The sequence below is a fragment of the Exiguobacterium sp. SH0S7 genome (assembly GCF_004337195.1).
Taxonomy (GTDB): domain Bacteria; phylum Bacillota; class Bacilli; order Exiguobacteriales; family Exiguobacteriaceae; genus Exiguobacterium; species Exiguobacterium aurantiacum_A.
Window position 1 is genome coordinate 225539 of record NZ_SJVA01000004.1, and the last position, 24086, is coordinate 249624.

A 24086-nucleotide genomic window follows, 5' to 3' on the forward strand; every position below is an offset into this window, starting at 1 on the left:
CGGGAATCGTTCATTTGTCTCGTTGAGCGTTTCGCATCGTCGCCTGCTTCAGCTCGGCGATTTCTTTGGCGAGTGCTTCTTCTCGGGAACGTGTGGATGATTCGAGGTGGTGTTCGAGTTCTTTGCTTTTGTTGCGATACGTTTCAGCCGCTTGTTTTGTGCGCTGGTGATGTTGATTAAGCTGTTTGTTGTGTACATCGAGATCAAACGGCTTTTTTGTCATATATATGCCCCTTTCAAAACAAGGTCAAACAGACAGGCGGAACGAATGATTGGTCTCGAGCCGCGGTCTCAATGAGGAAACGCTTCCTGTCCTTAGCTTACGAATGGGGCGAATGCTTGGAAAGTTAGGTCAACACGAAAGGAGTGGTGAAAAAGATGATAAATGTGACGGAATTGTGTCTGAAGAGACTTATTTGTGTCACAGTCCGGTCTCGTCTCCGAACGCAATAAAAAATCCGCAGACTTATGTCTGCGGACAGCTTGCTTATTTGACTGCTTCGTCTTTGATTGGGAACCAACCGGCACGTGTCGTGATGGCGTTCCAAAGTGGGGCTGGGACAGCGAGTTCGGCTTGCTTGTTCAAGTCGAGTGCCGTTTCGATCTCCTCTTCACGATCCGTTTGCACTTTTTCAAGCCAGTCAGGGTCGATGATGAGTTCACGGCCGAGCGCGGCTAGGTCGATAACGTTTAAAGCGTCTTCGACTTGACCGGGACGCTGAAGTTGTCCGACTCCGATGAGCGGGACGGCACCGTTGATGCGTTTCGCGATCCGGTCGATCGAGCGCTCCATAACGTTCTCGTTGCGCATCGAACCGATATTGAAGTTCCAAAGCGAGGCGTGAAGGTAGTCGAGTCCTTCCTCGAGCAACATGTCAATCAATACGTCCGTGTCGTCGAGCGTGATGCCGGGCTCTTCCACTTCTTCTGGTGAGAAGCGGTAGCCGATCAAGAAATCGTCAGCGTCTTTCGCCGCGGCTTTCACAGAACGGATGACTTCACGCGGGAACGTGAGACGCGCCTGTACGTCGCCTCCGAAGCGGTCGTCTCGGCGGTTTGAGTGCGGTGAGAAGAACTGTTGGATCAAGTACGTGTTCGCTCCGTGAATCTCGACGCCGTCAAATCCGGCTTCAATGGCACGGCGTGTCGCTTCACCGAACGCTTCGATGATTGCCTCGACTTCTTCTGTCTCGAGGGCACGCGGTGTGGCGGCACCTTCACGGACGGGTGCGACCGCGCTTGCACTCACAGGTTGTTCGTGCGGGACGAGCTCTGGAGGAGACATGCGTCCAGCGTGGAAGATTTGCAGGACGGCTTTGGCACCTTCCGCCTTCAAACTTTCAGCGAGTTGACGGAGACCGATGATGAAGTGATCGTCGTTCGCGCCAAACGCGTTTGGGAATCCCTTCCCGTCTTCTGTCACGTAAGCGCACGCCGTGATGGCGAGACCGACATTTTTAGCTCGCTTCCGATAGTAGGCGAGTTCGTGCTCCGAAACCTCACCTGTCGGCTCGGACGAATAATGGGTCATCGGCGCAAGAACGAGCCGGTTATGAAGCTCGACGCCGTTTTTAAATTGAAAAGGTTGTAACATGCGTTTCATGAAAACTCCTCCTTCGTAGTGATACTTTGAAGTCTAGTCTTCTGAATTTCAAATTGCGAGCGTGACGCTTTCGGTCGGGCAGGTTGCGTGTCTAGTGAGCCGGTCGATGGTTGAAGAATGGAGAATAGGGTATAATACAGGAGAAAAGTTGATAACCGGTTGGAGATTACAGAGAGACCACGACATATAGGGCGAAGCCTTGTTTTGTTGTGGTCTTTCTGTTTATACGAACCGGATTCATTATAGGAGGGAATAAGATGGAAATCAGAAACTTCTCAGCAAAAGAACGTGCCAAGCGATACGAACAATTGACGAGTGAGCGTCATGACATCCTCGTCGTCGGTGGGGGTATCACCGGTGCCGGGATCGCCCTCGACGCCGCTTCAAGGGGAATGAAGACGGCTGTGCTTGAAATGCAAGACTTCGCGGCCGGAACATCGAGCCGCTCGACGAAACTTGTCCACGGTGGCTTGCGCTATTTGAAACAGTTCGAAGTCGCGCTCGTCGCCGAGGTCGGGAAAGAACGCGCCATCGTCTATGAGAACGGACCGCACGTCACGACGCCGGAGCGCATGCTGCTTCCGATGCACAAAGGTGGCACGTTCGGACCACTCTCGACAGCGCTCGGGCTGATGGTGTATGACTTCTTGGCCGGCGTCAAACGAGCGGAGCGTCGTTTGATGTTGAAGCCGGAAGAAGTGATTGAGAAGTCACCGCTCGTCAAAAAAGACGGGCTCGTCGGTGGCGGTTATTACGTCGAGTATCGGACGGACGATGCGCGCATGACGATTGAAGTCGCGAAAGAAGCTTCGAACCATGGGGCACTCCTCTTAAACTACTCGAAAGTGACCGGTCTCATCTACGAGCAAGGCAAAGTCGTCGGCGTGAACGTCGAAGACCAAATCGACGGGAAGACGTATGAAATTTATGCGAAAAAAGTCATCAACGCGACCGGCCCATGGGTCGACGTGCTTCGCGAGCAGGACGGCTCGAATAAAGGCAAGATGCTTCGTCTGACGAAAGGGATTCACCTCGTCATCGATCAATCGAAGTTCCCGCTCAAACAAGCGACTTACTTCGATACACCAGATGGCCGAATGGTGTTCGCCATCCCGCGTGACGGAAAAGCGTACGTCGGGACGACCGACACGTTCTTCGATAAGGATAAGGCACACCCGCGCATGACGACAGAAGACCGCGACTACATTTTAGGCGCGATCCACTATATGTTCCCGGATGTGTCGTTGACGGAAGAGGACGTCGAGTCGAGCTGGGCCGGCATCCGCCCGCTCATCTACGAGGAAGGCAAAGACCCGTCCGAGATTTCACGGAAAGATGAGATTTGGCAATCGGACAGCGGCCTGATCACAATCGCTGGCGGTAAGTTGACAGGCTACCGGAAGATGTCTGAGACGGTCGTCGATCTCGTCGCGAAGCTACTCAAACAAGAAGAGGGCATCGTCTTCCTCGCTTCACGGACGAAGCATATGCCGATGTCAGGTGGACATGTGGGCGGTTCGAACGGCTTTGACGACTTCTTGACGAAGAAGACAGACGAGCTGAAAAACCTTGGTTTCGATGACGTGAAAGCGGAGCAGTTAGTCCGTCTCTACGGGTCGAACATCGATCGCGTCGTCGAGCGGATGGATACGAACGCTTATGACCTGCCCGAGATCGTCTACGCGCAGTTGATGTACGGCATCGAAGAAGAGTCGGTCGTCCGTGCCATCGACTTCCTCGTCCGTCGGACAGGGGCGATGTTCTTCGACATCGACTTCGTCAGAGATTATAAAGACGGCGTCTTGCGCTGTATGGCCGATGTCTTCAAATGGTCGGATGCACGTCTCACCGAGGAGCGGGAAGAAGTCGAGAAAGAAATCGAGCTCGCCGTCGTCCCGGTCACGATCGACTAAACGTATACCAAAAGGAACTTCGCTCAAGCGAGCGAAGTTCCTTTTCATATGCCTAATTCTTCATAGTACGCGGTGATCCGGTCATCGATTGCGAAGACCATCTCCTCGTCGCCCGAAAAATAGAAGACGATATACGTTCCGTCCTCGCGATCCACTTCCGCTTCGACGATGAGCGTTGTCGGCTGTCCGTCATACGTGACTTCTAGTTCACCGAGCGGATGCACGGTCGCCTCGTCTAAATCCGGATTGGAGACGAGTAGATATATGCGCTTTACGTCTTTTGCTGAAATCGGTTCGTCGAAAACCTCGGAGATGAGTTTGAACGTCTCGGGCACGTCTTCTAATTCCGCATCTATTGAAGTAGCGAGCGGTATATCGTCTTCATAAACATCTTCATACGCGTCGGCGACCGGCTCTTCTCCGAACGTCCCAGCCGTGATGGCGACACCTCCGGCAAGCGTCACTAAAAAAAGTAAAAATCCAAATAGATGCTTCATGTCGTGTCTCCCATCATGTCTTGTACGTCGAGTATAACAAGAAGCACTGCGTTTAGGAATCGCTCAGATATGGTATTGGAAGATAGCGATCAATAGAAGTGAGGGATGCCCATGCAACGGAACCGAGTACCCATCGTCACAGTCTGTCTCGCGGTCTTTGCCGGATGGTTCGTCATCGATTTGGACCGTCTGTTCGCGGATACATATTATGTGAAAATACCGAAGGCAGAGACGGCAGAGCGAGATGGGACGGACTATGTGTATACGACAATCGGCTATGATGAGGAACGAAAAAAGCGTTCGCTCACATTCACGTCTGACTCACGGCTCGCAGAAGGTGATTTTTTGCAATTGTACGTGAAAGATGAAGGGACGGTGACGTCGTATGAAATCGCCGACGAACGAGACGTTCCCTTTGAATTGAAAATGGAGCAAGCAGGGGAGGCGGGGACATGAGCCTCGTTTCCTTGTTTTAGAAAATGACGCGTCGCCAAACGAAAACGATTTTGGTATGGTTATATTATCGCACAAAGTTATAGAAGCTACGGAAAGAAGGTAACTAGATGTCACGCATGCTAATCGCAGACGACCAAGATGGAATTCGCTTGATGCTCGCCCAAGTGTTTAAAAATCTGGGTATCGAGGTCGACACGGCCGAGGACGGCTTGAGCGCTTGGGAACAGCTAGAACAAAGTACTTACGATTTGGTGCTGCTCGATATGAACATGCCGCGCATGTTCGGGCATGAAGTGTTACGGAACATGCGGAACAACGACATCGACACACCGGTCATGATCATGACCGCATTTGGGGAAAAATCGACAATCGAAGAAGTGCGCCGCCTTGGGATCACGGCTCAGTTCGAGAAGCCGTTCGATATTTATGGCATGATCGAGAAAGTGAAAGAAGTGCTCGACATTCAGTGAATCGTCACGAAGATGACATATGTAAACGCTTGCGTGGAGCCATTTCTATATGCGAATAGCATAGGCACAAGTTTTGACGTGTGTTATAATGGGAACGAATTGCACAGGGTCACTTTTCCCACAGTGCACAACAGCGAACAGAGGAGGACATCATTATGCCATTAGTATCAATGACAGAAATGCTTAACAAAGCATTCGAAGGCAAGTATGCAGTCGGCCAATTCAACATCAACAACCTCGAGTGGACGCAAGCGATTCTTCGCGCTGCGGAAGACGAGAAATCACCAGTTATCCTCGGTGTATCAGAAGGTGCAGCAAAATACATGGGGGGCTTCACAACAGTTGTTAAAATGACTGAAGGTCTCATGCACGACTACAACATCACTGTTCCAGTTGCAATCCACCTCGACCACGGTTCTTCATTCGACAAGTGTAAAGCAGCGATCGACGCTGGTTTCACGTCTGTTATGATCGACGGTTCACACCACCCGATCGAAGAAAACATCGAAATGACGAAACAAGTCGTTGAATATGCACACGCTAAAGGTGCTTCAGTTGAAGCGGAAGTCGGCACAGTCGGCGGCGAAGAAGACGGCGTCATCGGCGGCGTACAATACGCTGACCTTAACGAGTGTGTCCGTGTTGTTAAAGAAGCGAAAGTTGACGCTCTTGCAGCGGCACTCGGTTCTGTACACGGAGAATACGCAGGCGAGCCAAACCTTGGCTTCAAAGAGATGGAAGAAATCGCGGAAGCGACTAAAACGCCACTCGTTCTTCACGGCGGTTCAGGAATCCCTGAACACCAAATCAAAAAAGCAATCGAGCTCGGCCACAGCAAAATCAACGTTAACACTGAGTGCCAACAAGAATGGACTCGTGCCGTACGTGAGAAAGTCGCTGCTGACTCGAAAGTATATGACCCACGTAAAATCATCGGACCTGGTATCGAAGCGATCTACAACGTCGTTTCTGGTAAGATGCGTGAGTTCGGTTCAAGCAACCAAGCGTAATCCTGTCACATCAGTCGGTTCTCCTCGTGAGAACTGGCTTTTTTGTTGAAAAAAATATAGGAAGTCATGGGCCGTCGGGACGCTCGCCGGGATGATTTTGCTTGCCGCTTCGATGCTCGGCATCGTCGCCTTGACGTAAAGGGTATAGCAATTCTGTGTCGATTTCCTCATAATAAGAGAGTAAGCGATTACAATCCGATTCGAGGAGGACATGTACATGCGTTTTTTCATTGACACAGCAAATGTGGAAGACATCAAGAAAGCTCACAAAATGGGCGTCATCGGGGGCGTGACGACGAATCCATCGCTCGTCGCGAAAGAAGGCGTCGATTTCCATACGCGGCTCCGTGAGATTTGTGAGGTCGTCGGGGACCTTTCAGTCAGCGCGGAAGTTATTGCGCTCGACGCAGAGGGTATGGTCAAAGAAGGAAAGGAACTCGCGGCGATCGCGCCGAATATTACAGTTAAGGTGCCAATGACAGCAGCCGGTATGGTCGCTGTCAATGAGTTTTCGAAGCTTGGCATTAAGACGAACGTGACGCTCATTTTTAACGCCAACCAAGCGCTCTTAGCAGCTCGGGCGGGTGCGTCATACGTCTCGCCGTTCATCGGACGCCTTGACGACATCGGCCACGATGGTCTCGACCTCGTCGAGACGATTGCGAATATCTTTGCCATCCATGGCATCGATACGGAAATCATCGCCGCGTCCGTTCGCCATCCGGTCCACGTGACGAAAGCAGCTCTACTTGGTGCTAATATCGCCACGGTACCGTACAAAGTCATCGAACAGATGATGAATCATCCGCTCACTGACAAAGGGATTGAGCAGTTCTTAGCGGATTGGAATAACGCTCAATCCAAATAAGTTCGTCGTAGAAAGGTTTGATCATCGTGGAAATTCTCCATATCGTTGGACAGCAGAAGCTTGAAGGAACAGTTGACATTAGTGGCGCCAAACAGAGTGCCTTGCCTTGTCTCGTCGCAGCACTTCTTACCGAAGAACCGGTGACAATCGAGAACGTCCCCGTCATCGAAGATGTCGAAGTGATGCTCAGCCTATTACAAGAACTCGGGGTGACAATCGAGCGGGACGGGGAGCGGATGACGCTTCATGCAAAAGATGCCGTCGCCATGCCGCTGCTCGGCTCAGAAACTCGGAAAGTCCGGGCCGCTGTCTACTTACTTGGTGTGTTCGCAGCTCGTTTTGGGAAAGGGGCCGTGGGATTACCAGGGGGATATGCGATTGGTCCACGACCGATCGATTTACATTTAAAAGCGTTAGAACGTCTCGGTATCAAAGTCGAGAACGAGTCGGGTCTCTATCACGTCAACGCCGACAAGTTGGCCGGCAACCGGATCTACCTCGACCTTCGTTCATTCGGGGCGACGGTGAGCGCGATGCTCGCCGCGGTCCTTGCCGAAGGGACGACCGTCATTGAAAATGCCGCGATTGATCCGGAAGTCGTCGATGTCGCGACGATGCTGACATCGATGGGCGCATACGTCATCGGCGCCGGGACCGATGAGATTCGAATTAAAGGAGTCGAACGCTTGCACGGCTGTACACATACGCTCATCCCAGACCGCCTTGAAGCCGGAACGTTTATGATTTACGGTGCGGTTGCAGGGGAAGTGACGGTTCGAAACGTTATTCCGACCCATTTAGAAGGGGTCATCCAAAAATTGATGGATTACGGTGCTGAAGTCGAGGTCGGGGAAGAGGCGATCACGGTTCGGGCGAAAGCTTTTGAGCCGATTGATATTCGCGTCTTCCACTACTCGGGTTATCCGACCGATTTACAACCAATCATGTCAGCCGCTTTGCTGAAAGCGAACGGGACGAGCATCGTGACGGATAAGCTATACGTCCAACGTTTCCGTCATATCGCCGAAATGCGGCGGATGAACGCGCAAATCACACTTGAAGATTCGTCGGCTGTCATTCGTGGCGGGACGACGCTTGCGAACGCTGAGATGGAGTCTGCCGACGCGCGGAGCGCCGCAGCACTCGTCTTGGCCGGTCTGCAGGCAACGGGAGAGTCGACGGTTCTCTATGCGGAACGTCTTAACGACTCGTACGTCGACTTCGTCGGCAAACTAAAACAACTCGGCGCCCTCGTCTGGGTCGATGAGGTGTCCGAGTAACAAAGGGGAGAATTCGGGTGGAACGTAGTTTATCAATGGAATTGGTCCGGGTCACAGAAGCGGCAGCGCTATCTTCGGCCCGCTGGATGGGAAAAGGCTTGAAAGAAGAAGCGGATGATGCAGCCACAACGGCGATGCGCGAAGTGTTCGATACGATTCCGATGAAAGGGATCGTCGTCATCGGGGAAGGTGAGATGGACGAGGCACCGATGCTCTACATCGGCGAGAAAGTCGGGAACGGTTACGGCTCACGTCTCGACGTCGCCGTCGATCCGCTCGAAGGGACGAGCATCGTCGCGACGGGAACGTGGGGCGCGCTCGCAGTGCTCGCGGTCGCGGACGCAGGTGATCTCCTTCACGCGCCAGACATGTATATGGATAAGATTGCGGTCGGTCCAGAAGCTGCGGGACTGATCAGCCTCGACAACTCGATCGAAGAAAACATCGCAATCGTCGCCAAGGCTAAGGGCAAGAACGTCGAAGACGTCGTCGTCACGATTTTGCACCGTGACCGTCATGAAGAGATGATTCAACGGGTCCGGGCAACGGGAGCTCGTATCAAGTTGATTCCGGACGGCGATGTCGCGGCAGCCATCAACACGGCGTTCCCGAAAACCGGTGTCGATCTCTTGCTCGGCTCGGGCGGGGCGCCGGAAGGCGTCATCGCAGCCGTCGCCATGAAGTGCCTCGGTGGTGACTTCCAGGGACGGTTGTTGCCGGAAGACGCGGCCCAGGAAAAACGATGCCAAGATATGGGCATCGCCGACACGGGACGCATCCTGCTTCTTGACGATCTCGTCAAAGGCGAGGATTGTATCTTCGCGGCGACGGGTGTGACGGACGGTGAACTGCTCCGAGGTGTCCAATTCACGGGTCAGGGTGGTCAGACACACTCGGTCGTCATGCGCGCCAAATCGGGTACGGTCCGTTTCGTCGAAGGGATTCATTCATTGAAGAAAAAACCGAAAATGGTCATGAAACCTTAATTCTCTCGAGCTGCAGATTCTCTCTGCAGCTTTTTTTGATGCGTTCTTTCATATTTAAAACATGAACAGAACGGGAATGAGAAAGGCAGGAGGTGGGTTTAATGATCGAAGTGGAGTCACTCGTCAAGACGTTCGGGGATGTACCGGCCGTTGACGGGATATCGTTTTCAGTGAAACAAGGAGAAATCTTTGCGTTCCTTGGTCCGAACGGGGCCGGGAAATCGACGGCTATACAAATGTTGACGACGCTCATTCGACCGACGAGCGGGTCGGCTCGTGTGAACGGGTTTGATGTCGTCAAGCGGGAGAAGGACGTCCGGTTATCCATCGGCGTCGCCCTCCAAGAGACAGGCATCGATAAAGTGTTGACCGGCCGGGAATTGCTCGTCCTTCAAGGACGGCTGTTCAAGATGACGAAACGCGAAGCAGAAGCACGGGCCGAGGAACTGCTGTCGGTCGTCTCGCTCGCGGAAGCGGCTGACCGAAAGAGTGGCACGTATTCCGGCGGGATGCGGCGTCGGCTTGATTTGGCGCTCACGCTCGTCCATCGTCCGATCGTACTGTTTTTAGATGAACCGACGACCGGGCTCGACCCTGCGAGTCGAATCGAAATTTGGAAAGAAGTACGGCGTCTCAATCAAGAGTTCGGGACGACCATCTTTTTGACGACCCAATATTTAGAAGAGGCGGACGAGCTGGCCGATCGCATTGCCATCATCCATCACGGTAAGATTGTCGTCGAAGGGACGGCAGAGGAATTGAAGCAGACCGTCGGAGGCGAGTCGATTTCTCTAGTGTTTCATACCGATTCAGAAGCACGAGCCGCCGCTGAGCTGTTCGGACAAACCGCGGCCGGACCGAGCCTCGTCTTCGAACTTCACGACTACACGTTGACCGACGTCGTCCGGAAACTCGATGAGCAGGCGTTACAGCCGGAGCGACTCACCGTGAAACAGCCATCGCTTGACGACGTATTCTTGAAAGTGACGGGCGAATCGTACGAAGGAGGTGTGCCGAGTGTGGACTGAAACGTGGTTGTTTACAAAGCGGAGTCTTTTGACGACGCTCCGCAATCCATTTTCATTTATCCCGAACTTGATGATTTCTGTCTTTTTCTTGCTCGTCTATACGAGCGGGCTGTCGAGTGTGGCCGCATTGCCGCAGTTCGGTGGCGGCGACTATTTGAATTTCATCTTGCCAGTATCGATCGTGTCAGGTGCTGTCGGTGGGGCCGGGGGTGCCGGCCAAGCGTTAGTGCGTGACATCGAGAGCGGCTATTTCGCCCGATTGCTACTCACACCTTCGACGCGGACCGCCATCGTGCTTGGACCGATGATTGCCGGGATGCTTCAGCTGTTCGTTCAAACGCTGCTTATCTTTTCCGTCGCGTTCTTACTCGGGTTGACGATTCCGGTCGGTGTGGTCGGATTCTTGTTCACGGTCCTGCTCGCGCTCGGATTTGGACTTGGCTTTGCCGGGTATTCGGTCGGGGTCGCCTTGAAGACACGGAACGCCCAAGCCGCACAGGCCGGGACACTTCTCTTCTTCCCGCTCATCTTCTTGTCGACGACGTTCGTCCCAAAAGAGTTGATCGAGGCGGAATGGCTCAAAGTGGCGGCGACGTTCAATCCGACGACGTACATTTTCGAAGGCATGCGGGCCGTGTTGACCCAACCGACGATCGACTGGGGCGCTTTATCGGCCGGCCTTGCCGTGGCCGGAGGGATGAGTATCATCATGGTCGTCTTCGCGGCGACGAACGCGCGGGGGGCTTTGAAACAAAAATGATGAACGACGAGTGAGCTTTCGAAGTGATGGTTCAAAAACAGAAAAGGGGGGAGACGATGGACCAACTCAAAACGATGGGGCAAATCATCTTGACAGGAATCGGGGCTTACTTCTCGATCATTTTTATATTGCGTGTATCGGGAAAACGGACGCTCTCGAAAATGAACGCATTTGATTTCATCGTGACGGTTGCCCTCGGTTCAATCTTAGCGACGACGCTCACGAGCCGACAGACGCCGCTACTGAATGGGCTCGTCGCTTTTGCCACGCTCGTCGCGTTGCAATACGTCATGGCGAAGCTGGCCAAACGGTCAAAACGAGTGAACGAGCTGATCAAATCGACACCGACGATGCTATACTATCGGGGGAGTTACTTAGAAGCGGAGATGCGTAAAGAACGCGTGCTCGAGATCGAAGTGCTCCAAGCCATCCGCTCGAGTGGGACCGCTCATGACAAAGTCGAGGCGGTCGTCCTTGAGACAGACGGGACGTTCTCGGTGTTGACGAGTACGGAAGCCGTTTTGCAAAACGTGCGTAAATGAAAAACGACTCGGTTCCGTTGAACCGAGTCGTTTGAGGTTTTATTGAATTAGAGGTACGTTCCAGCACCGACGTAACGCGGTGCCCAGTAACCTGATGTGAAGCTCGCGTATTTAACGCCGCCTGTTTCTGAGTTGATCATTTGTGTTTTGCTGATTGCCATACCGACGTGTTGGATCGTGCCGCCGTTATGTGAGAAGAACACGAGGTCACCTGCTTGAATTGCTGACTTCGACAATTTTTTCGAACTTGAGTACTGTGAGCGTGAATCACGTGGGATCGACTTGTTGATCGCTTTCTTATAAACATGTCCTGTGTAACCAGAGCAGTCAAATCCAGCTGTTGTCGTTCCGCCGTAACGGTACGGTGTGCCAAGGTATTTCTTCGACTCGGCGACAAGTTTCGTACGAGCGCTTGAAGAAGAAGTCGTTGTCACTTTAGTAGCCGTTGCTGTGTTTGCTTTCAAGTACGTGTAAGTCGATGATGCTGAGATATAACGGTGAGTACCTTTGTAGTTGATCTTGTAGAACGAGCCAACTTTACCGAGGTATGTATAGCGTTGACCTTTATTCATCTTCGTAACGACTGACGAGCTGAGTGATGCTGATGTCCGAATGTTCAAGCCGTTGACTTTCGAGTAAGCAAATGTTCCAGTAGCTGCTTCTGCTTGTTCACCTGTTGTGAATGCAAGACCCGAGAAAGCGATAGTGGCGGCGACGATGATAGATGCGAAACGCTTTAACATAGTATAATTCCCTCCGTTTTTTAAAATAAAACCCTGTGAGTGTATATGATCGATGTGTGCTTACGATAGTTGAGCACAAGGTGAGTTTGTTACCCGGTTTCCTGTGCAAATAAACTATATCATGCGTAAGACCGATGGCATTTTTCAATCACAAGTCAAAAATAGTTTTCTTGTAACATGTTTGAAACAATATGCAGGCATAGAGACCTTTTTGTTACATAAAGAAAGAAGAAGTTGTTATTATTTGAACATCAGGGGAATAGACTGTCATATAGCCGTTTATATAAAGTGACGGCATGGTTGAATTGTGATTAGATGAATAAGAACTTTACAATTACTTTTCAAATATAGAATCACAAGAAAGACAGGTGACTTGAATGACGCAAAGTACAGAACCAGCTAAAAACTATACGCTTCGTGAACTCGAGACGAAGACGTTGAAAGAATTGTATGAAATCGCAAAAGAAGTGAACGTGCCTCAATATCGGGAAGCGCGAAAACGTGAACTTATGTTCCGAATCTTAAAATCGCAAGCCGAATCGAAGGACCTTTACTTCCTCGAAGGTATCCTTGAGATCATCCCTCCGAACCCGCAGTCACAAAATGATGGTGGCTTCGGTTTCCTCCGACCGATCAACTACTCCCAATCGTCTGAAGACATCTATATCGCAGCCTCACAGATTCGCCGCTTTAGTTTGCGGAACGGGGATCTCGTCACCGGGAAAGTCCGGAAACCGAAAGAAAATGAACGTTTTCAAGGGCTTTTGAGCGTCGAGGCGGTCAACGGGGAAACGACAGATTCGACCCGGAACCGAGATTACTTCCCTGCGCTCACGCCGATCTATCCGGAAAAGCAAATGGTGCTCGAGACGGAGCCGAACCATCTCTCGGTCCGTGTCATGGATATGATCGCACCGGTCGGCTTCGGGCAACGTGGTTTGATCGTCGCCCCACCGAAAGCCGGGAAGACATCTCTATTGAAAGAAGTCGCCAATTCAATCACGACGAACCATCCGAACGTCGAACTGATCATCCTATTGATCGACGAACGTCCGGAAGAAGTGACGGACATCCAACGTTCGGTGCCGGGTGCAGACGTCGCCTATTCGACGTTTGACGAGACACCAGAGAATCACACTCGCATCTCGGAGCTCGTGCTAGAGCGGGCGATGCGCCTCGTCGAACATAAGAAAGACGTCGTCATCTTGCTCGACTCGATCACTCGGTTGACGCGTGCGTATAACCTGTCCGTCCCGCCGAGCGGTCGTACGCTCTCGGGCGGGATCGACCCGGCAGCGTTCCACAAACCGAAGAAATTCTTCGGGGCGGCCCGGAACATCGAGGACGGCGGCAGTTTGACGATTCTCGGGACAGCGCTCATCGATACCGGTTCGCGGATGGATGACGTCATCTATGAAGAGTTCAAAGGCACCGGCAACATGGAGCTCCATCTCGACCGGAAGCTCGCTGAACGCCGTATCTTCCCGGCCATCGATATCCGTCGTTCGGGTACGCGGAAAGAAGAACTCCTCCTCGGCAAGGACGAGCTCGACTCGCTTTGGACGATTCGTCGCACGATGAACGAGTCGCCGGACTTCGTTGATCAGTTCTTGCGTCGTGTGCGTGAGACGCAAACAAATCTCGACTTTTTTGCAGCGCTCGAGGCCGATAAGAAAAAGAGTCGCCGCCCGGTGAAAAAAACGAAAACGGACTTGTAAATCCGTGAACCGGGTGCTATTATATTCTAGTGAACTTTCTCTAGGTTGAAAGAATACTTAGGGCAGAAGGAGTTGAAAAGCAATGAAACAAGGAATCCACCCAGAATACCGTAAAGTCGTATTCATGGACTCAACGACTGAGTTTAAATTCATCAGTGGTTCGACTCGTTACTCTAACGAAACAATCACGATGGAAGATGGTAACGAATACCCACTCATCCGTGTCGATGTATCTTCTGATTCGCACCCGTTCTACACAGGTCGCCAGAAATTCGCATCTGCGGACGGTCGTATCGAGCGCTTCAACAAGAAGTACCAACGTTAATCGTCAAGTTGTATGCACACCGCCTAGGGATTGCCCTTGGCGGTTTTTTGTTGTCCAAGCGAGGGTAAAGAGACGGAAGACTGACGTGAGGGGGCTTCCATGGAGTATATATTGATTAGCATCAGCTTGTTGGTTGGCGTCGGGATCGTCTCGCAATGGTTGGCGTGGCGCTACCAAATTCCGGCGATTATCATCATGACAGTCGCCGGCGTATTGGCCGGCCCAATTTTTGGTTTGTTTGAACCGCGAGAGTTACTAGGTGATTTGTACAGCCCGATCATCTCGTTTGCGGTCGCGATCATATTATTTGAAGGTAGTTTAGGACTTCATTTCAGCGAAATCAACCAATTCCGGCGTTCGATCGTCCGCATCGTGACAGCGGGTATGACGTTGTCGTTCGTTGGGTCTTCGCTGTTGATTCAATACGTCGGCGGTCTCCATTGGGTCGTCGCTTGGACGATGGGAGCGCTATTCGTCGTCACTGGCCCGACGGTCGTCATCCCGTTGCTCAGGCAAGCCCATCTGAAAGATCGGGTCGGTGCCATCTTAAAGTGGGAAGGGATCATTGTCGACCCGGTCGGTGCGTTGCTCGGCCTGTTCGTGATTCGAATCGGCTACATCGTCTACGAAGGCATGGACTTGTGGGTGCAATTGCTCTTTGCGGGAGCATGTCTCGTCGGTATCGGTCTCGGTTACGTGTTCGGTCACGTCTTGATGGGCTGGTTCGTAGGTGAGAAGATTCCGCGGTACTTACGCGCCTCGGTTACGCTTACGGCCGTCTTGATCTTATTCTCTTTGAGCGAGTTTATGATGCATGAAGTCGGTCTCCTTGCCGTGACGGCGATGGGGATGACGATGGCGAACACGAAACTTCGCGATGAACAGATCATCGAGGAACTGCAGTCGTTCAAGGAAGACATCTCGATCTTGCTGATCTCATCCGTATTCATCTTGCTGACGGCATCGCTGTCGCGTGAAGAACTATTGAATATCTTCCAGTGGCCATTGCTGTTGACGATTGCCGGCATCTTGTTTCTCGTTCGACCACTGGCAATCTATGTATCGACGCTTGGTGTGGGGCTTCCGCTCAAGGAGCGTGGGTTCATCGGCTGGATCGCACCACGCGGCATCGTCGCGATGACGGTCGCAGGTTTTTTTGCAGAGGAAGTGGCCGGTCTCGGGATTGAGGATGCGTCACAGATGCTACCGCTCACGATCGGACTCGTCTTTACCTCGGTGACGTTGCACGGGCTGACGATTCGACCGCTCGCGCGCAAATTGAACTTGATCGATTATAAAAAAGAAGAAGCAGCGGAAGAGTGAAGAGAAATCGGGACGGGATGATACCGTTCCGATTTTTGTTAGAAGTCAACCCTTTTCCTATGACTGAAAGATGGTTATAATCGGAAAGCGATTAACGATGGAGAGGGCGAAGTAGAATGATGCATGTGACGAACCGTTACGGTTGGATAGAAGTGATTTGTGGCAGTATGTTTTCTGGGAAGTCGGAGGAATTGATCCGCCGTGTCCGTCGGGCGCACTACGGGAAGATCCCGGTCCAAGTGTTCAAGCCGGCCATCGATGACCGCTACCACGAAGAGAACGTCGTCTCCCATAGCGGCAACTCGGTCGTGGCCGTCCCGACTCGAACGAGTCAAGATGTGTACGATGCGGTGCGCGAAGAGACGCAAGTCATCGCCATCGACGAGGTGCAGTTCTTTGATGAGGGGATCGTCGACGTCATCGAGCAGTTGGCGTCAGAAGACAAACGTGTCATCTGCGCCGGACTCGATATGGACTTCCGTGGCGAACCGTTCACGATGATGCCGGAGCTCTTGTCGCGTGCCGAGTTCGTCACGAAGCTGCAGGCGATCTGCCTGTCGTGCGGCGCCCCGGCGTCTCGGACGCAGCGCTTGATCAACGGAGAACCGGCTCGCTTTGAGGACCCGGTCATCTTAGTCGGTGCCGCCGAGTCGTACGAACCGCGTTGCCGCCATTGTCATGACGTCCCGAACAAACCACGCCCGATCCGTCATACAGTAGCGGATTGAGGATTTTGTCGGTTCGCTCTAAGTATTCAATTTGTCGACGAACCGAGCTAGCTCGGTTCGTTTTTTGGTATAATGAAGAGAACGATTTGGTGAACAGAAAGGACGGATCATGATGTTTGACCGTTTAAGCGTTTTAGAAGAACGATATATGCAACTGAATGAGATGCTCGCTGACCCGGAAGTGCTCAGCGACTCGAATAAACTGCGTCAATATTCAAAAGAACAGTCTCAACTCGAGGAGACGGTACAAGCGTATCGGCGCTATAAAGAGGCGAGTACGGCCTACAAAGAAGCGAAAGCGATGTTAGAAGACCGAACGCTCGAGTCAGATATGCGCGAACTCGCGAAAGAAGAGATGGCGCTGCTCGAACCTGTTGTGAAAGCGCTCGAAGCGAAGCTGCGCGTCCTGCTCATCCCGAAAGACCCGAACGACGACAAGAACGTCATCGTCGAGATTCGCGGGGCAGCCGGTGGTGACGAGGCGGCACTGTTTGCGGTCGACTTGTATAAGATGTACACCCGATTCGCCGAGCGTCAAAACTGGAAAGCCGAGCTGATCGACGCCAACTACACGGAACTCGGCGGCTTTAAAGAAGTGACGTTTTTGATCAACGGTGCCGGTGCCTACTCGAAACTGAAATTCGAGAATGGGGCACACCGTGTGCAACGCGTCCCGTCGACGGAGTCGGGTGGACGAATCCACACGTCGACAGCAACCGTCGCGGTCTTGCCGGAAGCCGAAGACGTCGAAGTGCACATCGACATGAAAGATGTCCGCGTCGACACGTTCACGTCGTCAGGGCCGGGTGGTCAATCGGTCAACACGACCCAGTCGGCCGTGCGGTTGACACACATCCCGTCAGGACTCGTCGTGTCATGCCAAGACGAGAAATCACAGCATAAAAACAAAGATCGGGCGATGAAAGTATTGCGGGCCCGCCTGTATGACAAGATGCAGCGCGAACATCTCGAAGAACTGTCGGCGCAGCGGAAGTCGGCCGTCGGGACGGGCGACCGTTCGGAGCGGATCCGGACGTATAACTTCCCGCAAAGCCGCGTGACCGACCACCGTATCGGCCTCACGCTTCAAAAACTCGACCGGGTGCTCGCCGGGGAGCTTGAAGACATCATTGATGCGCTCGTCATGGAAGATCAGGCCGGCTTGATGGAGGGTATGGAGTGATGCGGATTGCCGCAAAGTTGAAACAAGCGGAACGCATGCTCGTTGACGCGGGTCGTGACCCATCGACCGCCGAATGGTGGCTCATGCACGTTCTACAGGTCGATCGAACTGGTCTGATCATTCGGTTATCCGAAGAACTCTCGGACGACGAAACAACTGCGTTCGAGTCCGGGCTCGAGCGACTGCTTGCCGGTGAGCCGGTCCAACATTTGATTGGCCAGGCCCCGTTCTACGGTCGGTCATTCGCTGTGAACCGGGACGTACTTATCCCGCGACCGGAGACCGAAGAATTGATTGAATGGGTCGTTGAGCACGTCGGACCGATTGAAGACGACGCGATCGTTGACGTCGGCACGGGCAGTGGCGCCATCGCCATCACGCTCAGTCTCGAGCTCGGTGTCCGCGTCCAAACGGTCGATATTTCCCGGGAAGCGATCGCGGTGGCAAAACGTAACGCGGAAGTGCTTCGTGCCGATGTGGCGTTTCATGAAGGGGATTGCCTCGGTCCGGTCGCGGACGACTCGATTCGGGTGCTCGTCTCAAATCCGCCTTATATTGAAGCTGATGAACTGCTCGATGAGACGGTCGCGGGGTACGAACCGCACCTCGCATTATTCGGGGGGGCGGACGGTCTCGAGTTCTACCGGAAAATCATCGCGGACTCGATGCGCGTGCTACGTGCCGATTGGCAATTGATTGCGTTTGAAATCGGGTATAATCAAGGACAAGTTGTGAAATCGTACTTGTCCGAACGTTATCCTGAAGCAGAAACGGGTATTTTAAAAGATATAAACGGTAAAGACCGAATTGTCTACGCCGTGAGGGAAGGGATTGCGCATGGAAACGAAATGGATCAAGCCAACAGAAGTTGAGGAAGGGGTTCGTCTCTTGAAGATGGGCGAGGTGATCGCGATTCCGACAGAGACTGTGTACGGCCTCGCCGGGGATGCGACGAACGATATCGCCATCCGTAAGATTTTTGAGGCGAAAGGAAGACCATCGGACAACCCGCTCATCGTCCACGTGGCTACGGTCGAACAGGCCGAACATTTCGCGCAAGCCATCCCGCCGGTAGCCAAACGCTTGATGGAAGCGTTTTGGCCCGGTGCCTTGACGATCATCTTACCGTCGAACGGTCGAGCGTCGTCACTTGTGACGGCCGGGCTCGACTCGATCGGCCTCCGCATGCCGGACCATCCGGCCGCACTCGAACTCATCCGCACGTCCGGTCTCGGTCTCGCGGCGCCGAGTGCGAACCGTTCAGGACGACCGTCACCGACATCGGCACAGCACGTAGCCGATGATTTGACCGGTCGGATCGCGGGTATTATGGATGGGGGACCGACAGGCATCGGCGTCGAGTCGACTGTGATCGACTGTACGACGGAACCGGTGACGATTTTGCGTCCCGGTGGCGTGACGAAAGAAGCGATCGAGGCCGTCATCGGGCCAGTTGCGCTCGATGCGAATTTGAGCGATGAAGCGGCCGCGCCCAGATCACCAGGAATGAAGTACACCCACTATGCCCCGACTGCACCTTTGTATTTAGTCGATGGCGGACGCGATGATCTCGTCCGTGCCATCACGATGCGGCAGGCGGCAGGCAAACGGATCGGCGCGCTCGTATTTGATGAAGCAACGACCCCGGCTGACGTCACCCTTTCTCTCGGTGACACGATGGAGATGGCGGCCCAGCGACTTTACGAGGCGTTGCGCAAATTCGATGAGACAGATGTAGAAGAGATTTACGTGAATCGGATTGAACCGACGGGAGTCGCCCTTGCCGTATATAATCGCTTGTATAAAGCGGCAGGCGGGAAAATCATCCGTCTAGAGGAAGAGGCTTAAGGACATGAGGAGGATCACGCGATGTCAATGAAACGCGTATTATTCATATGTAGTGGGAACACATGCCGAAGCCCGATGGCGATGGCCCTGCTCCGCTCGAAAGTGACAGGCGACGAATTTGATATTCGTTCGGCTGGAGTTCGGACGATGCAAGGGTTTGATGCCTCAGAAAACGCTCTTCAAGTATTACGTGAACGAGGGATTGAACTCGAACACGTGACGCAGACGTTCGATGACGTACTCGGACGTTGGGCAGACGTCATTTTGACGATGACGCGGGCACACCGCGAACAGATTCGGGATACGTATCCGGATTTGGCCGATCGTACGTTCACATTATATGAGTTCGTGACCGGGCTCGAACGTGACATTAACGACCCGTTCGGAGGCTCGATGAACGTCTATCGCCAAGTCCGAAACGAACTCGAACCACTCGTCAATCGACTTGTGCTAAAATTGACGAATGACGGGTCAAAGGTGACGAAACCACCGAGACGCCTACCAAAGAAGACGGGGGAATGAACACATGAAAATTGCAATCGGCGCCGACCACGGCGGATTCAACTTGAAAAAAGACATCATTGGATTACTAGAAGAGCTTGGTCACGAGTATAAAGATTTCGGGACACACTCGGCCGAGTCGATCGATTATCCAGACGTAGCCATCCCGGTCGCTGAGGCTGTCGCTGCCGGCGAGTTCGACCGCGGCATCTTGATTTGCGGCACAGGGATCGGTATCGGGATTGCGGCGAACAAAGTCAAAGGGATCCGCGCAGCACTCGTTCATGACTCATTCAGCGCCAAGGCGACACGTCAACACAACGACTCGAACATCATGACGATGGGCGAGCGTGTCGTCGGACCGGGGCTCGCGATTGACTTGGTGGCGACGTGGCTCGATACAGATTTCGAGGGCGGACGTCACTCGAACCGTGTCGACAAAATGAGCGCTTACGAAACGAAGTGACCGTGATGAAAGCTGAACTTTCGAACCTGCTGTTGGAGCTGCACGAACGCTTTCCGCTTGATGAGGACAAAATCCTCGTCATCGGCTGTTCGACGAGCGAAGTCATCGGCAAGACGATTGGGAAAGCCGGGTCGATCGATGTGGCCTCGGAATTCATCGAAGCGTTTCTCGCGTTTCGTGACAAGACGGGCGTCCATCTGGCGTTTCAAGGGTGCGAGCACATTAACCGTGCCCTCACCGTCGAGCGTCGGACGCAGAAGCAGTTCGGTCTGACCGAAGTGACCGTCGTCCCGGTCCGCTCAGCGGGCGGGGCGATGGCGGAGAAAGCGTATGAGCGCCTCAACGCGCCGTGCGTCGTCGAATCGATTCAAGCGGACGCTGGGATCGACATCGGCTCGACGTTGATCGGCATGCACTTGAAGCCGGTCGCTATCCCGGTCCGGTTATCGGCGAAACAGCTCGGCGAGGCGTACGTCACGTTCGCCGTCACAAGACCGAAACTAATCGGTGGGCCACGGGCACACTATCCAGCGAAATAACAAAGACAGCCGGTCGCTTATGACCGGCTGTCTTTTGCGTTATACGTCTTCACTGAACAGATACGAGATGACCATCGGGAAACGTTCGCGCCAGGCGAGTTCGTTATGCACACCTTCTTCGATGACTTCGAAGCGCAAGTGATCGACTTTGTCGCGTAGTAAGGCGTAGACGCGCTCGCTCGACTCGAGATACATCTCGTTCGTCGGCCCATCCTCTGACGGCTGCTCGACTTCTTTACGGCCGACGTCCATATATAGACGCTCGATACCTTTCAAATCACTCGACTCGATCAACTGCTCGAGTTCGGTCTGGTTGAACCAGAACGCTGACGACAAGGAAGCGACGCGTTTGAAGATGTCTGGATAGACGCAAGCGGCATAGACTGAGATGAGGCCGCCCATCGAACTGCCAATCATCCCGGTCTCGTCCGGTTTCGTCCGATACGCGTCGTCAATCATCGGCTTCAGCTCTTGGGCGATATATTCGATGTAGGCCGAGCCTTGGCCGCCTAATGTCAATTCTCGACCATAGAGCGCTTCCCCGACGAACGGATTTTCCCAAGGACCGTATTCGTCGAGGCGCATCTCACCCGGTGCGCTATCGATGGCGACGACGATCAAGTCGCGCTTTGAGGCGTCCAAATACTCTCCGACGCGCCAGCTCATATTGTAGCTCGCGTCCGCGTCGTCGAACGCGTTCTGTCCGTCGTGCATGTAGAGCACCGGGTAGCGCTTGTCCGTAAGCTCGTAGTCGTTAGGTGTATAAATCCGGACCGTCCGCTCGCGCTCGAACGGGGTAATCGTCACTTGTCTCGTCTCAATCATAATTGTCCTCCTCTAATGTTCTTCTTCAATACCATACCCAACTTTGAGCCCGATTATGACGATACCCAAAAAAACGAGCATATGGTACGATGGGGTTGTTGATTTTTAGACATTCAGAGGGGGTTTCAACATGGTAAACACGACGAAGTTGAAAGTGCAGGATGCGGAATTGTTTGAAGCGATGCAACACGAGCTCGCCCGTCAGCGGGAGAACATCGAACTGATCGCCTCGGAGAACTTTGTCTCAGAAGCGGTCATGGAAGCGCAAGGCGGGGTTCTCACGAACAAATACGCCGAAGGTTACCCAAGTCGCCGTTACTACGGTGGTTGTGAGTTCGTCGACGTGGCCGAAAACTTGGCACGCGACCGGGCGAAGGAACTGTTCGGTGCAGAACACGCCAACGTCCAGCCGCATTCGGGTGCGCAAGCGAACATGGCCGTCTACTTCACGGTGCTTGAAGCGGGCGACACGGTGCTCGGCATGAACTTGTCGCACGGTGGCCATTTGACGCACGGAAGTCCGGTCAACTTCTCGGGCGTCCAGTACAACTTCGTCGAGTACGGTGTGGACAAAGACACAGAACACATCGACTATGACGTCGTCGCAGCCCTCGCGAAAGAACATAAACCAAAACTAATCGTTGCAGGAGCGTCAGCATACCCGCGGACGATCGATTTCGCCAAGTTCCGTGAAATCGCCGACAGCGTCGACGCCTATCTCATGGTCGATATGGCTCACATTGCCGGACTCGTCGCGGCCGGGCTCCATCCGAACCCGGTCGAGCACGCGCACTTCGTGACGACGACGACGCACAAGACGCTTCGCGGCCCGCGCGGCGGGATGATTCTTTGTAAAGAAGAGTTCGCGAAAGCGATCGACAAGTCGATTTTCCCTGGTATTCAAGGCGGCCCGCTCATGCACGTCATCGCCGCGAAAGCGGTGGCGTTCGGAGAGGCGCTCCAACCGGAGTTTAAAGACTATCAGGCGCAAGTCATCAAAAACGCGCAAGTGCTCGCGCAAGGTTTAGAAGAAGAAGGGCTCCGCATCGTATCGGGCGGTACGGACAACCATCTCCTCCTCGTCGACCTACGTGGCATCGACATTACCGGTAAAGCGGCCGAGCATGCGCTCGATGCAGCCGGTATCACGGTCAACAAGAACACGATCCCGTTCGACCCGGCGTCACCGTTCGTCACGAGTGGGATCCGTCTCGGGACGGCAGCGATGACGACACGCGGTTTGAAAGAAGACGACATGCGTGAAGTCGCCCGTCTGATCGGTCGTGTCCTGACAAACCATGAAGATGAAGCAGTGCTCGCCGAGGCGCACGAAGACGTACGTGCCTTGACGGCGAAATTCCCGCTCTATCCTGAACGAGGCTGACGAATGGACGCACGGACACTAGCAGAACGGGAACTTGCAGAACTGCCGCTCATCGATATGACGGAATGGCTAATCCGAAAAGGAGAGCATGACCCGACGTTCCGTCTCGTCGCGAACGAGTTTGGCGTCGTGATGACGCTCCTTGACCACGGCTATTACGTCGAGGCGAGCGAACGGATTGTGCCGCTTCTCGGGATGAAAGTGCCGGCGGCGTTCCATCGGCTCGGACTCGCGCTCGAAATGAAAGCGAACGGAAAGAAGGCGGCCAAGCGCCGCTTTCGTTCGTTGTCGCCAGCAGTCATGCAGCATGCGGACCTCTCGCCATGGCGTGATGTCTTTAAATGGGACAAGAAGTGGCTCGGACTACCAGCTGTTGTCGCGTTAGCATTGTTTGCTCTCGCATTTTGGCCCGATGCGACTCCACCCGTCGCACCGGTGACTGAAGACGCGCCACGGGTCGAGACGGTGACCGAGGACGAGGCGCTCGCCAAACGGTTAGAAGAGCTCGAGCAAGAAGTCGCCCGTCTCGAGGAAGCGAACGAGGCGTTGCAGACGGAAGAAGCGCCGGTCGAAGAGGAAGCGTCGGCGACACCGGCACAACAAGTCATTCCGCTTGCGGATGTCGAGACGCTCGTTCAAGACAAGCGCTATAAAGAGGCGGATGCCCTCCTCGAAGGCACGCCGAAAGCCGGGCAAGAACAGGCCGTCGGCTTCTATCGCCTCCTCGTCGACAACAAGCTCGGGGAAGCAGAAGTGTCGGACTACGCGGCGTACGTCGAAACGTACCCGGAATCAGGCTACAAGACAGACGTCCTGTGGATGAAGGGCATCGCTGAGAAGAAGGCCGGGGACGAAGCGTACCGGACGACGCTCGCCGAAGTCGCCGCGATGGAAGGCACGTATTGGGCACCAATTGCGAAATCGGTACTAGAAGACGAATGAGGTTGCGGCCATGCCGCAACCTCAGGCTGTTGACGAACCAAATCGCCCATCGCGATTTGGTTCGTCTCTTTTTGTGTTCATCGAGCTCGAGGCGCTCTGCCCGGCATAAAATTGAAGAAATGCTATGTAGACGGTCTTTTTCGGCCAA

28 protein-coding genes are annotated in these 24086 nt (G+C 53.6%); 22 read left to right on the forward strand and 6 right to left on the reverse strand.

Going from position 1 to position 24086, the window contains the following annotated elements:
* Positions 1-10: 10 nt before the first annotated feature.
* Together EVJ22_RS09320 and EVJ22_RS09325 are read right to left on the reverse strand one after the other, a co-directional pair.
* On the reverse strand, positions 11-223 hold the full coding sequence (locus tag EVJ22_RS09320) for a hypothetical protein (protein WP_070328215.1): 213 nt from the start codon (positions 221-223) through the stop codon (positions 11-13).
* A 264-nt stretch (positions 224-487) separates the two neighbouring features.
* On the reverse strand, positions 488-1603 hold the full coding sequence (locus EVJ22_RS09325) for an NADH-dependent flavin oxidoreductase (protein ID WP_071398385.1): 1116 nt from the start codon (positions 1601-1603) through the stop codon (positions 488-490).
* Between the two features lie 257 nt (positions 1604-1860).
* Here EVJ22_RS09325 and EVJ22_RS09330 point away from each other — a divergent pair, with 257 nt between their 5' ends.
* Positions 1861-3516 carry a glycerol-3-phosphate dehydrogenase/oxidase gene (locus tag EVJ22_RS09330; protein WP_131443795.1) on the forward strand — a complete coding sequence of 552 codons (1656 nt, stop codon included), beginning with the start codon at positions 1861-1863 and terminating at the stop codon, positions 3514-3516.
* 44 nt (positions 3517-3560) lie between these two features.
* Here the strand turns inward: EVJ22_RS09330 and EVJ22_RS09335 are convergent, their stop codons facing one another.
* Positions 3561-4013 (reverse strand): hypothetical protein, encoded by a 453-nt coding sequence (locus tag EVJ22_RS09335; RefSeq protein ID WP_131443796.1) that lies wholly within the window; start codon positions 4011-4013, stop codon positions 3561-3563.
* A gap of 111 nt (positions 4014-4124) precedes the next feature.
* Here EVJ22_RS09335 and EVJ22_RS09340 point away from each other — a divergent pair, with 111 nt between their 5' ends.
* The 3 genes from EVJ22_RS09340 to fba all read left to right on the forward strand — a co-directional run bounded on the left by EVJ22_RS09340 (position 4125) and on the right by fba (position 5949).
* The gene (locus EVJ22_RS09340; protein WP_158625516.1) at positions 4125-4469 is read left to right on the forward strand and encodes a YxeA family protein; all 345 of its coding nucleotides are present in this window, start codon (positions 4125-4127) and stop codon (positions 4467-4469) included.
* 107 nt (positions 4470-4576) lie between these two features.
* Positions 4577-4939 carry a response regulator gene (locus EVJ22_RS09345; protein ID WP_071398381.1) on the forward strand — a complete coding sequence of 121 codons (363 nt, stop codon included), beginning with the start codon at positions 4577-4579 and terminating at the stop codon, positions 4937-4939.
* Between the two features lie 155 nt (positions 4940-5094).
* Positions 5095-5949, forward strand: a complete 855-nt coding sequence (fba, locus tag EVJ22_RS09350) for a class II fructose-1,6-bisphosphate aldolase (protein WP_131439194.1) — start codon at positions 5095-5097, stop codon at positions 5947-5949.
* Here fba and EVJ22_RS15490 read toward each other — a convergent pair.
* A complete protein-coding gene (locus EVJ22_RS15490; protein WP_158625517.1) occupies positions 5932-6120 on the reverse strand; it encodes a hypothetical protein in 189 nt (62 codons plus the stop codon). The two genes, fba and EVJ22_RS15490, sit on opposite strands and share 18 nt — an antisense overlap.
* Before the next feature lie 46 nt (positions 6121-6166).
* Here EVJ22_RS15490 and fsa point away from each other — a divergent pair, with 46 nt between their 5' ends.
* The 6 genes from fsa to EVJ22_RS09380 all read left to right on the forward strand — a co-directional run bounded on the left by fsa (position 6167) and on the right by EVJ22_RS09380 (position 11413).
* Entirely contained in the window at positions 6167-6817 is a 651-nt protein-coding gene (fsa, locus tag EVJ22_RS09355; RefSeq protein ID WP_131439190.1) for a fructose-6-phosphate aldolase, read from the forward strand.
* 26 nt (positions 6818-6843) lie between these two features.
* On the forward strand, positions 6844-8097 hold the full coding sequence (gene murA / locus EVJ22_RS09360; protein ID WP_131443798.1) for a UDP-N-acetylglucosamine 1-carboxyvinyltransferase: 1254 nt from the start codon (positions 6844-6846) through the stop codon (positions 8095-8097).
* Positions 8098-8114: 17 nt separating this feature from the next.
* Positions 8115-9083, forward strand: coding sequence for a class II fructose-bisphosphatase (glpX, locus tag EVJ22_RS09365; protein ID WP_071398377.1), 969 nt, complete (start codon positions 8115-8117; stop codon positions 9081-9083).
* A 101-nt stretch (positions 9084-9184) separates the two neighbouring features.
* Positions 9185-10111, forward strand: a complete 927-nt coding sequence (locus EVJ22_RS09370; protein ID WP_071398376.1) for an ATP-binding cassette domain-containing protein — start codon at positions 9185-9187, stop codon at positions 10109-10111.
* Positions 10101-10871 (forward strand): ABC transporter permease, encoded by a 771-nt coding sequence (locus EVJ22_RS09375; RefSeq protein ID WP_131443799.1) that lies wholly within the window; start codon positions 10101-10103, stop codon positions 10869-10871. The genes EVJ22_RS09370 and EVJ22_RS09375 overlap by 11 nt, the downstream gene beginning before the upstream one ends.
* A 56-nt stretch (positions 10872-10927) precedes the next feature.
* Positions 10928-11413 (forward strand): DUF421 domain-containing protein, encoded by a 486-nt coding sequence (locus tag EVJ22_RS09380; RefSeq protein ID WP_071398374.1) that lies wholly within the window; start codon positions 10928-10930, stop codon positions 11411-11413.
* Between the two features lie 47 nt (positions 11414-11460).
* Here the strand turns inward: EVJ22_RS09380 and EVJ22_RS09385 are convergent, their stop codons facing one another.
* Positions 11461-12156, reverse strand: a complete 696-nt coding sequence (locus tag EVJ22_RS09385; protein ID WP_070328202.1) for a C40 family peptidase — start codon at positions 12154-12156, stop codon at positions 11461-11463.
* Positions 12157-12533: 377 nt separating this feature from the next.
* On the opposite strand from EVJ22_RS09385, the gene rho reads away from it, so the two are divergent.
* From rho to EVJ22_RS09435, 10 genes are all read left to right on the forward strand, one after another.
* The gene (rho, locus tag EVJ22_RS09390; protein ID WP_071398371.1) at positions 12534-13874 is read left to right on the forward strand and encodes a transcription termination factor Rho; all 1341 of its coding nucleotides are present in this window, start codon (positions 12534-12536) and stop codon (positions 13872-13874) included.
* Between the two features lie 82 nt (positions 13875-13956).
* Entirely contained in the window at positions 13957-14199 is a 243-nt protein-coding gene (locus EVJ22_RS09395; protein ID WP_021066109.1) for a type B 50S ribosomal protein L31, read from the forward strand.
* 99 nt (positions 14200-14298) lie between these two features.
* Positions 14299-15522 carry a cation:proton antiporter gene (locus tag EVJ22_RS09400; protein ID WP_071398370.1) on the forward strand — a complete coding sequence of 408 codons (1224 nt, stop codon included), beginning with the start codon at positions 14299-14301 and terminating at the stop codon, positions 15520-15522.
* A gap of 116 nt (positions 15523-15638) precedes the next feature.
* Entirely contained in the window at positions 15639-16250 is a 612-nt protein-coding gene (locus EVJ22_RS09405) for a thymidine kinase (protein WP_070328199.1), read from the forward strand.
* 112 nt (positions 16251-16362) lie between these two features.
* Positions 16363-17433, forward strand: a complete 1071-nt coding sequence (prfA, locus tag EVJ22_RS09410; protein ID WP_071398373.1) for a peptide chain release factor 1 — start codon at positions 16363-16365, stop codon at positions 17431-17433.
* The gene (gene prmC, locus EVJ22_RS09415) at positions 17433-18305 is read left to right on the forward strand and encodes a peptide chain release factor N(5)-glutamine methyltransferase (protein ID WP_071398369.1); all 873 of its coding nucleotides are present in this window, start codon (positions 17433-17435) and stop codon (positions 18303-18305) included. Before prfA ends, prmC begins: the two co-directional genes overlap by 1 nt.
* Entirely contained in the window at positions 18271-19281 is a 1011-nt protein-coding gene (locus EVJ22_RS09420) for an L-threonylcarbamoyladenylate synthase (protein ID WP_131443800.1), read from the forward strand. The genes prmC and EVJ22_RS09420 overlap by 35 nt, the downstream gene beginning before the upstream one ends.
* A 21-nt stretch (positions 19282-19302) precedes the next feature.
* On the forward strand, positions 19303-19803 hold the full coding sequence (locus EVJ22_RS09425; RefSeq protein WP_131439172.1) for a low molecular weight protein arginine phosphatase: 501 nt from the start codon (positions 19303-19305) through the stop codon (positions 19801-19803).
* A gap of 4 nt (positions 19804-19807) precedes the next feature.
* Complete coding sequence (rpiB, locus tag EVJ22_RS09430) at positions 19808-20248, forward strand: ribose 5-phosphate isomerase B (RefSeq protein WP_070328195.1); 441 nt, start codon at positions 19808-19810, stop codon at positions 20246-20248.
* A complete protein-coding gene (locus tag EVJ22_RS09435; protein WP_199749328.1) occupies positions 20245-20787 on the forward strand; it encodes a TIGR01440 family protein in 543 nt (180 codons plus the stop codon). The genes rpiB and EVJ22_RS09435 overlap by 4 nt, the downstream gene beginning before the upstream one ends.
* Positions 20788-20826: 39 nt before the next feature.
* Here the strand turns inward: EVJ22_RS09435 and EVJ22_RS09440 are convergent, their stop codons facing one another.
* Entirely contained in the window at positions 20827-21612 is a 786-nt protein-coding gene (locus EVJ22_RS09440) for an alpha/beta hydrolase (protein WP_131439168.1), read from the reverse strand.
* A gap of 130 nt (positions 21613-21742) precedes the next feature.
* Here EVJ22_RS09440 and glyA point away from each other — a divergent pair, with 130 nt between their 5' ends.
* Positions 21743-22996 (forward strand): serine hydroxymethyltransferase, encoded by a 1254-nt coding sequence (gene glyA / locus EVJ22_RS09445; RefSeq protein ID WP_131443801.1) that lies wholly within the window; start codon positions 21743-21745, stop codon positions 22994-22996.
* 3 nt (positions 22997-22999) lie between these two features.
* Positions 23000-23938 (forward strand): hypothetical protein, encoded by a 939-nt coding sequence (locus tag EVJ22_RS09450; protein ID WP_131443802.1) that lies wholly within the window; start codon positions 23000-23002, stop codon positions 23936-23938.
* Positions 23939-24086: the final 148 nt, after the last annotated feature.

Excerpts from the sequence above, each read along its gene's own strand:
- EVJ22_RS09425 (WP_131439172.1), top strand. The coding sequence starts at position 19,303 with ATGTCAATGAAACGCGTATTATTCATATGTAGTGGGAACACATGCCGA.
- EVJ22_RS09405 (WP_070328199.1), top strand. The coding sequence starts at position 15,639 with ATGATGCATGTGACGAACCGTTACGGTTGGATAGAAGTGATTTGTGGC.
- EVJ22_RS09450 (WP_131443802.1), top strand. The coding sequence starts at position 23,000 with ATGGACGCACGGACACTAGCAGAACGGGAACTTGCAGAACTGCCGCTC.
- fsa (WP_131439190.1), top strand. The coding sequence starts at position 6,167 with ATGCGTTTTTTCATTGACACAGCAAATGTGGAAGACATCAAGAAAGCT.
- EVJ22_RS09440 (WP_131439168.1), bottom strand. The coding sequence starts at position 21,612 with ATGATTGAGACGAGACAAGTGACGATTACCCCGTTCGAGCGCGAGCGG.
- rpiB (WP_070328195.1), top strand. The coding sequence starts at position 19,808 with ATGAAAATTGCAATCGGCGCCGACCACGGCGGATTCAACTTGAAAAAA.
- prfA (WP_071398373.1), top strand. The coding sequence starts at position 16,363 with ATGTTTGACCGTTTAAGCGTTTTAGAAGAACGATATATGCAACTGAAT.
- EVJ22_RS09345 (WP_071398381.1), top strand. The coding sequence starts at position 4,577 with ATGTCACGCATGCTAATCGCAGACGACCAAGATGGAATTCGCTTGATG.
- EVJ22_RS09385 (WP_070328202.1), bottom strand. The coding sequence starts at position 12,156 with ATGTTAAAGCGTTTCGCATCTATCATCGTCGCCGCCACTATCGCTTTC.
- EVJ22_RS09320 (WP_070328215.1), bottom strand. The coding sequence starts at position 223 with ATGACAAAAAAGCCGTTTGATCTCGATGTACACAACAAACAGCTTAAT.
- EVJ22_RS09400 (WP_071398370.1), top strand. The coding sequence starts at position 14,299 with ATGGAGTATATATTGATTAGCATCAGCTTGTTGGTTGGCGTCGGGATC.
- glyA (WP_131443801.1), top strand. The coding sequence starts at position 21,743 with ATGGTAAACACGACGAAGTTGAAAGTGCAGGATGCGGAATTGTTTGAA.
- EVJ22_RS15490 (WP_158625517.1), bottom strand. The coding sequence starts at position 6,120 with ATGAGGAAATCGACACAGAATTGCTATACCCTTTACGTCAAGGCGACG.
- EVJ22_RS09330 (WP_131443795.1), top strand. The coding sequence starts at position 1,861 with ATGGAAATCAGAAACTTCTCAGCAAAAGAACGTGCCAAGCGATACGAA.
- rho (WP_071398371.1), top strand. The coding sequence starts at position 12,534 with ATGACGCAAAGTACAGAACCAGCTAAAAACTATACGCTTCGTGAACTC.
- prmC (WP_071398369.1), top strand. The coding sequence starts at position 17,433 with ATGCGGATTGCCGCAAAGTTGAAACAAGCGGAACGCATGCTCGTTGAC.
- fba (WP_131439194.1), top strand. The coding sequence starts at position 5,095 with ATGCCATTAGTATCAATGACAGAAATGCTTAACAAAGCATTCGAAGGC.
- EVJ22_RS09370 (WP_071398376.1), top strand. The coding sequence starts at position 9,185 with ATGATCGAAGTGGAGTCACTCGTCAAGACGTTCGGGGATGTACCGGCC.
- EVJ22_RS09420 (WP_131443800.1), top strand. The coding sequence starts at position 18,271 with ATGGAAACGAAATGGATCAAGCCAACAGAAGTTGAGGAAGGGGTTCGT.
- EVJ22_RS09335 (WP_131443796.1), bottom strand. The coding sequence starts at position 4,013 with ATGAAGCATCTATTTGGATTTTTACTTTTTTTAGTGACGCTTGCCGGA.
- EVJ22_RS09380 (WP_071398374.1), top strand. The coding sequence starts at position 10,928 with ATGGACCAACTCAAAACGATGGGGCAAATCATCTTGACAGGAATCGGG.
- EVJ22_RS09395 (WP_021066109.1), top strand. The coding sequence starts at position 13,957 with ATGAAACAAGGAATCCACCCAGAATACCGTAAAGTCGTATTCATGGAC.
- EVJ22_RS09325 (WP_071398385.1), bottom strand. The coding sequence starts at position 1,603 with ATGAAACGCATGTTACAACCTTTTCAATTTAAAAACGGCGTCGAGCTT.
- EVJ22_RS09340 (WP_158625516.1), top strand. The coding sequence starts at position 4,125 with ATGCAACGGAACCGAGTACCCATCGTCACAGTCTGTCTCGCGGTCTTT.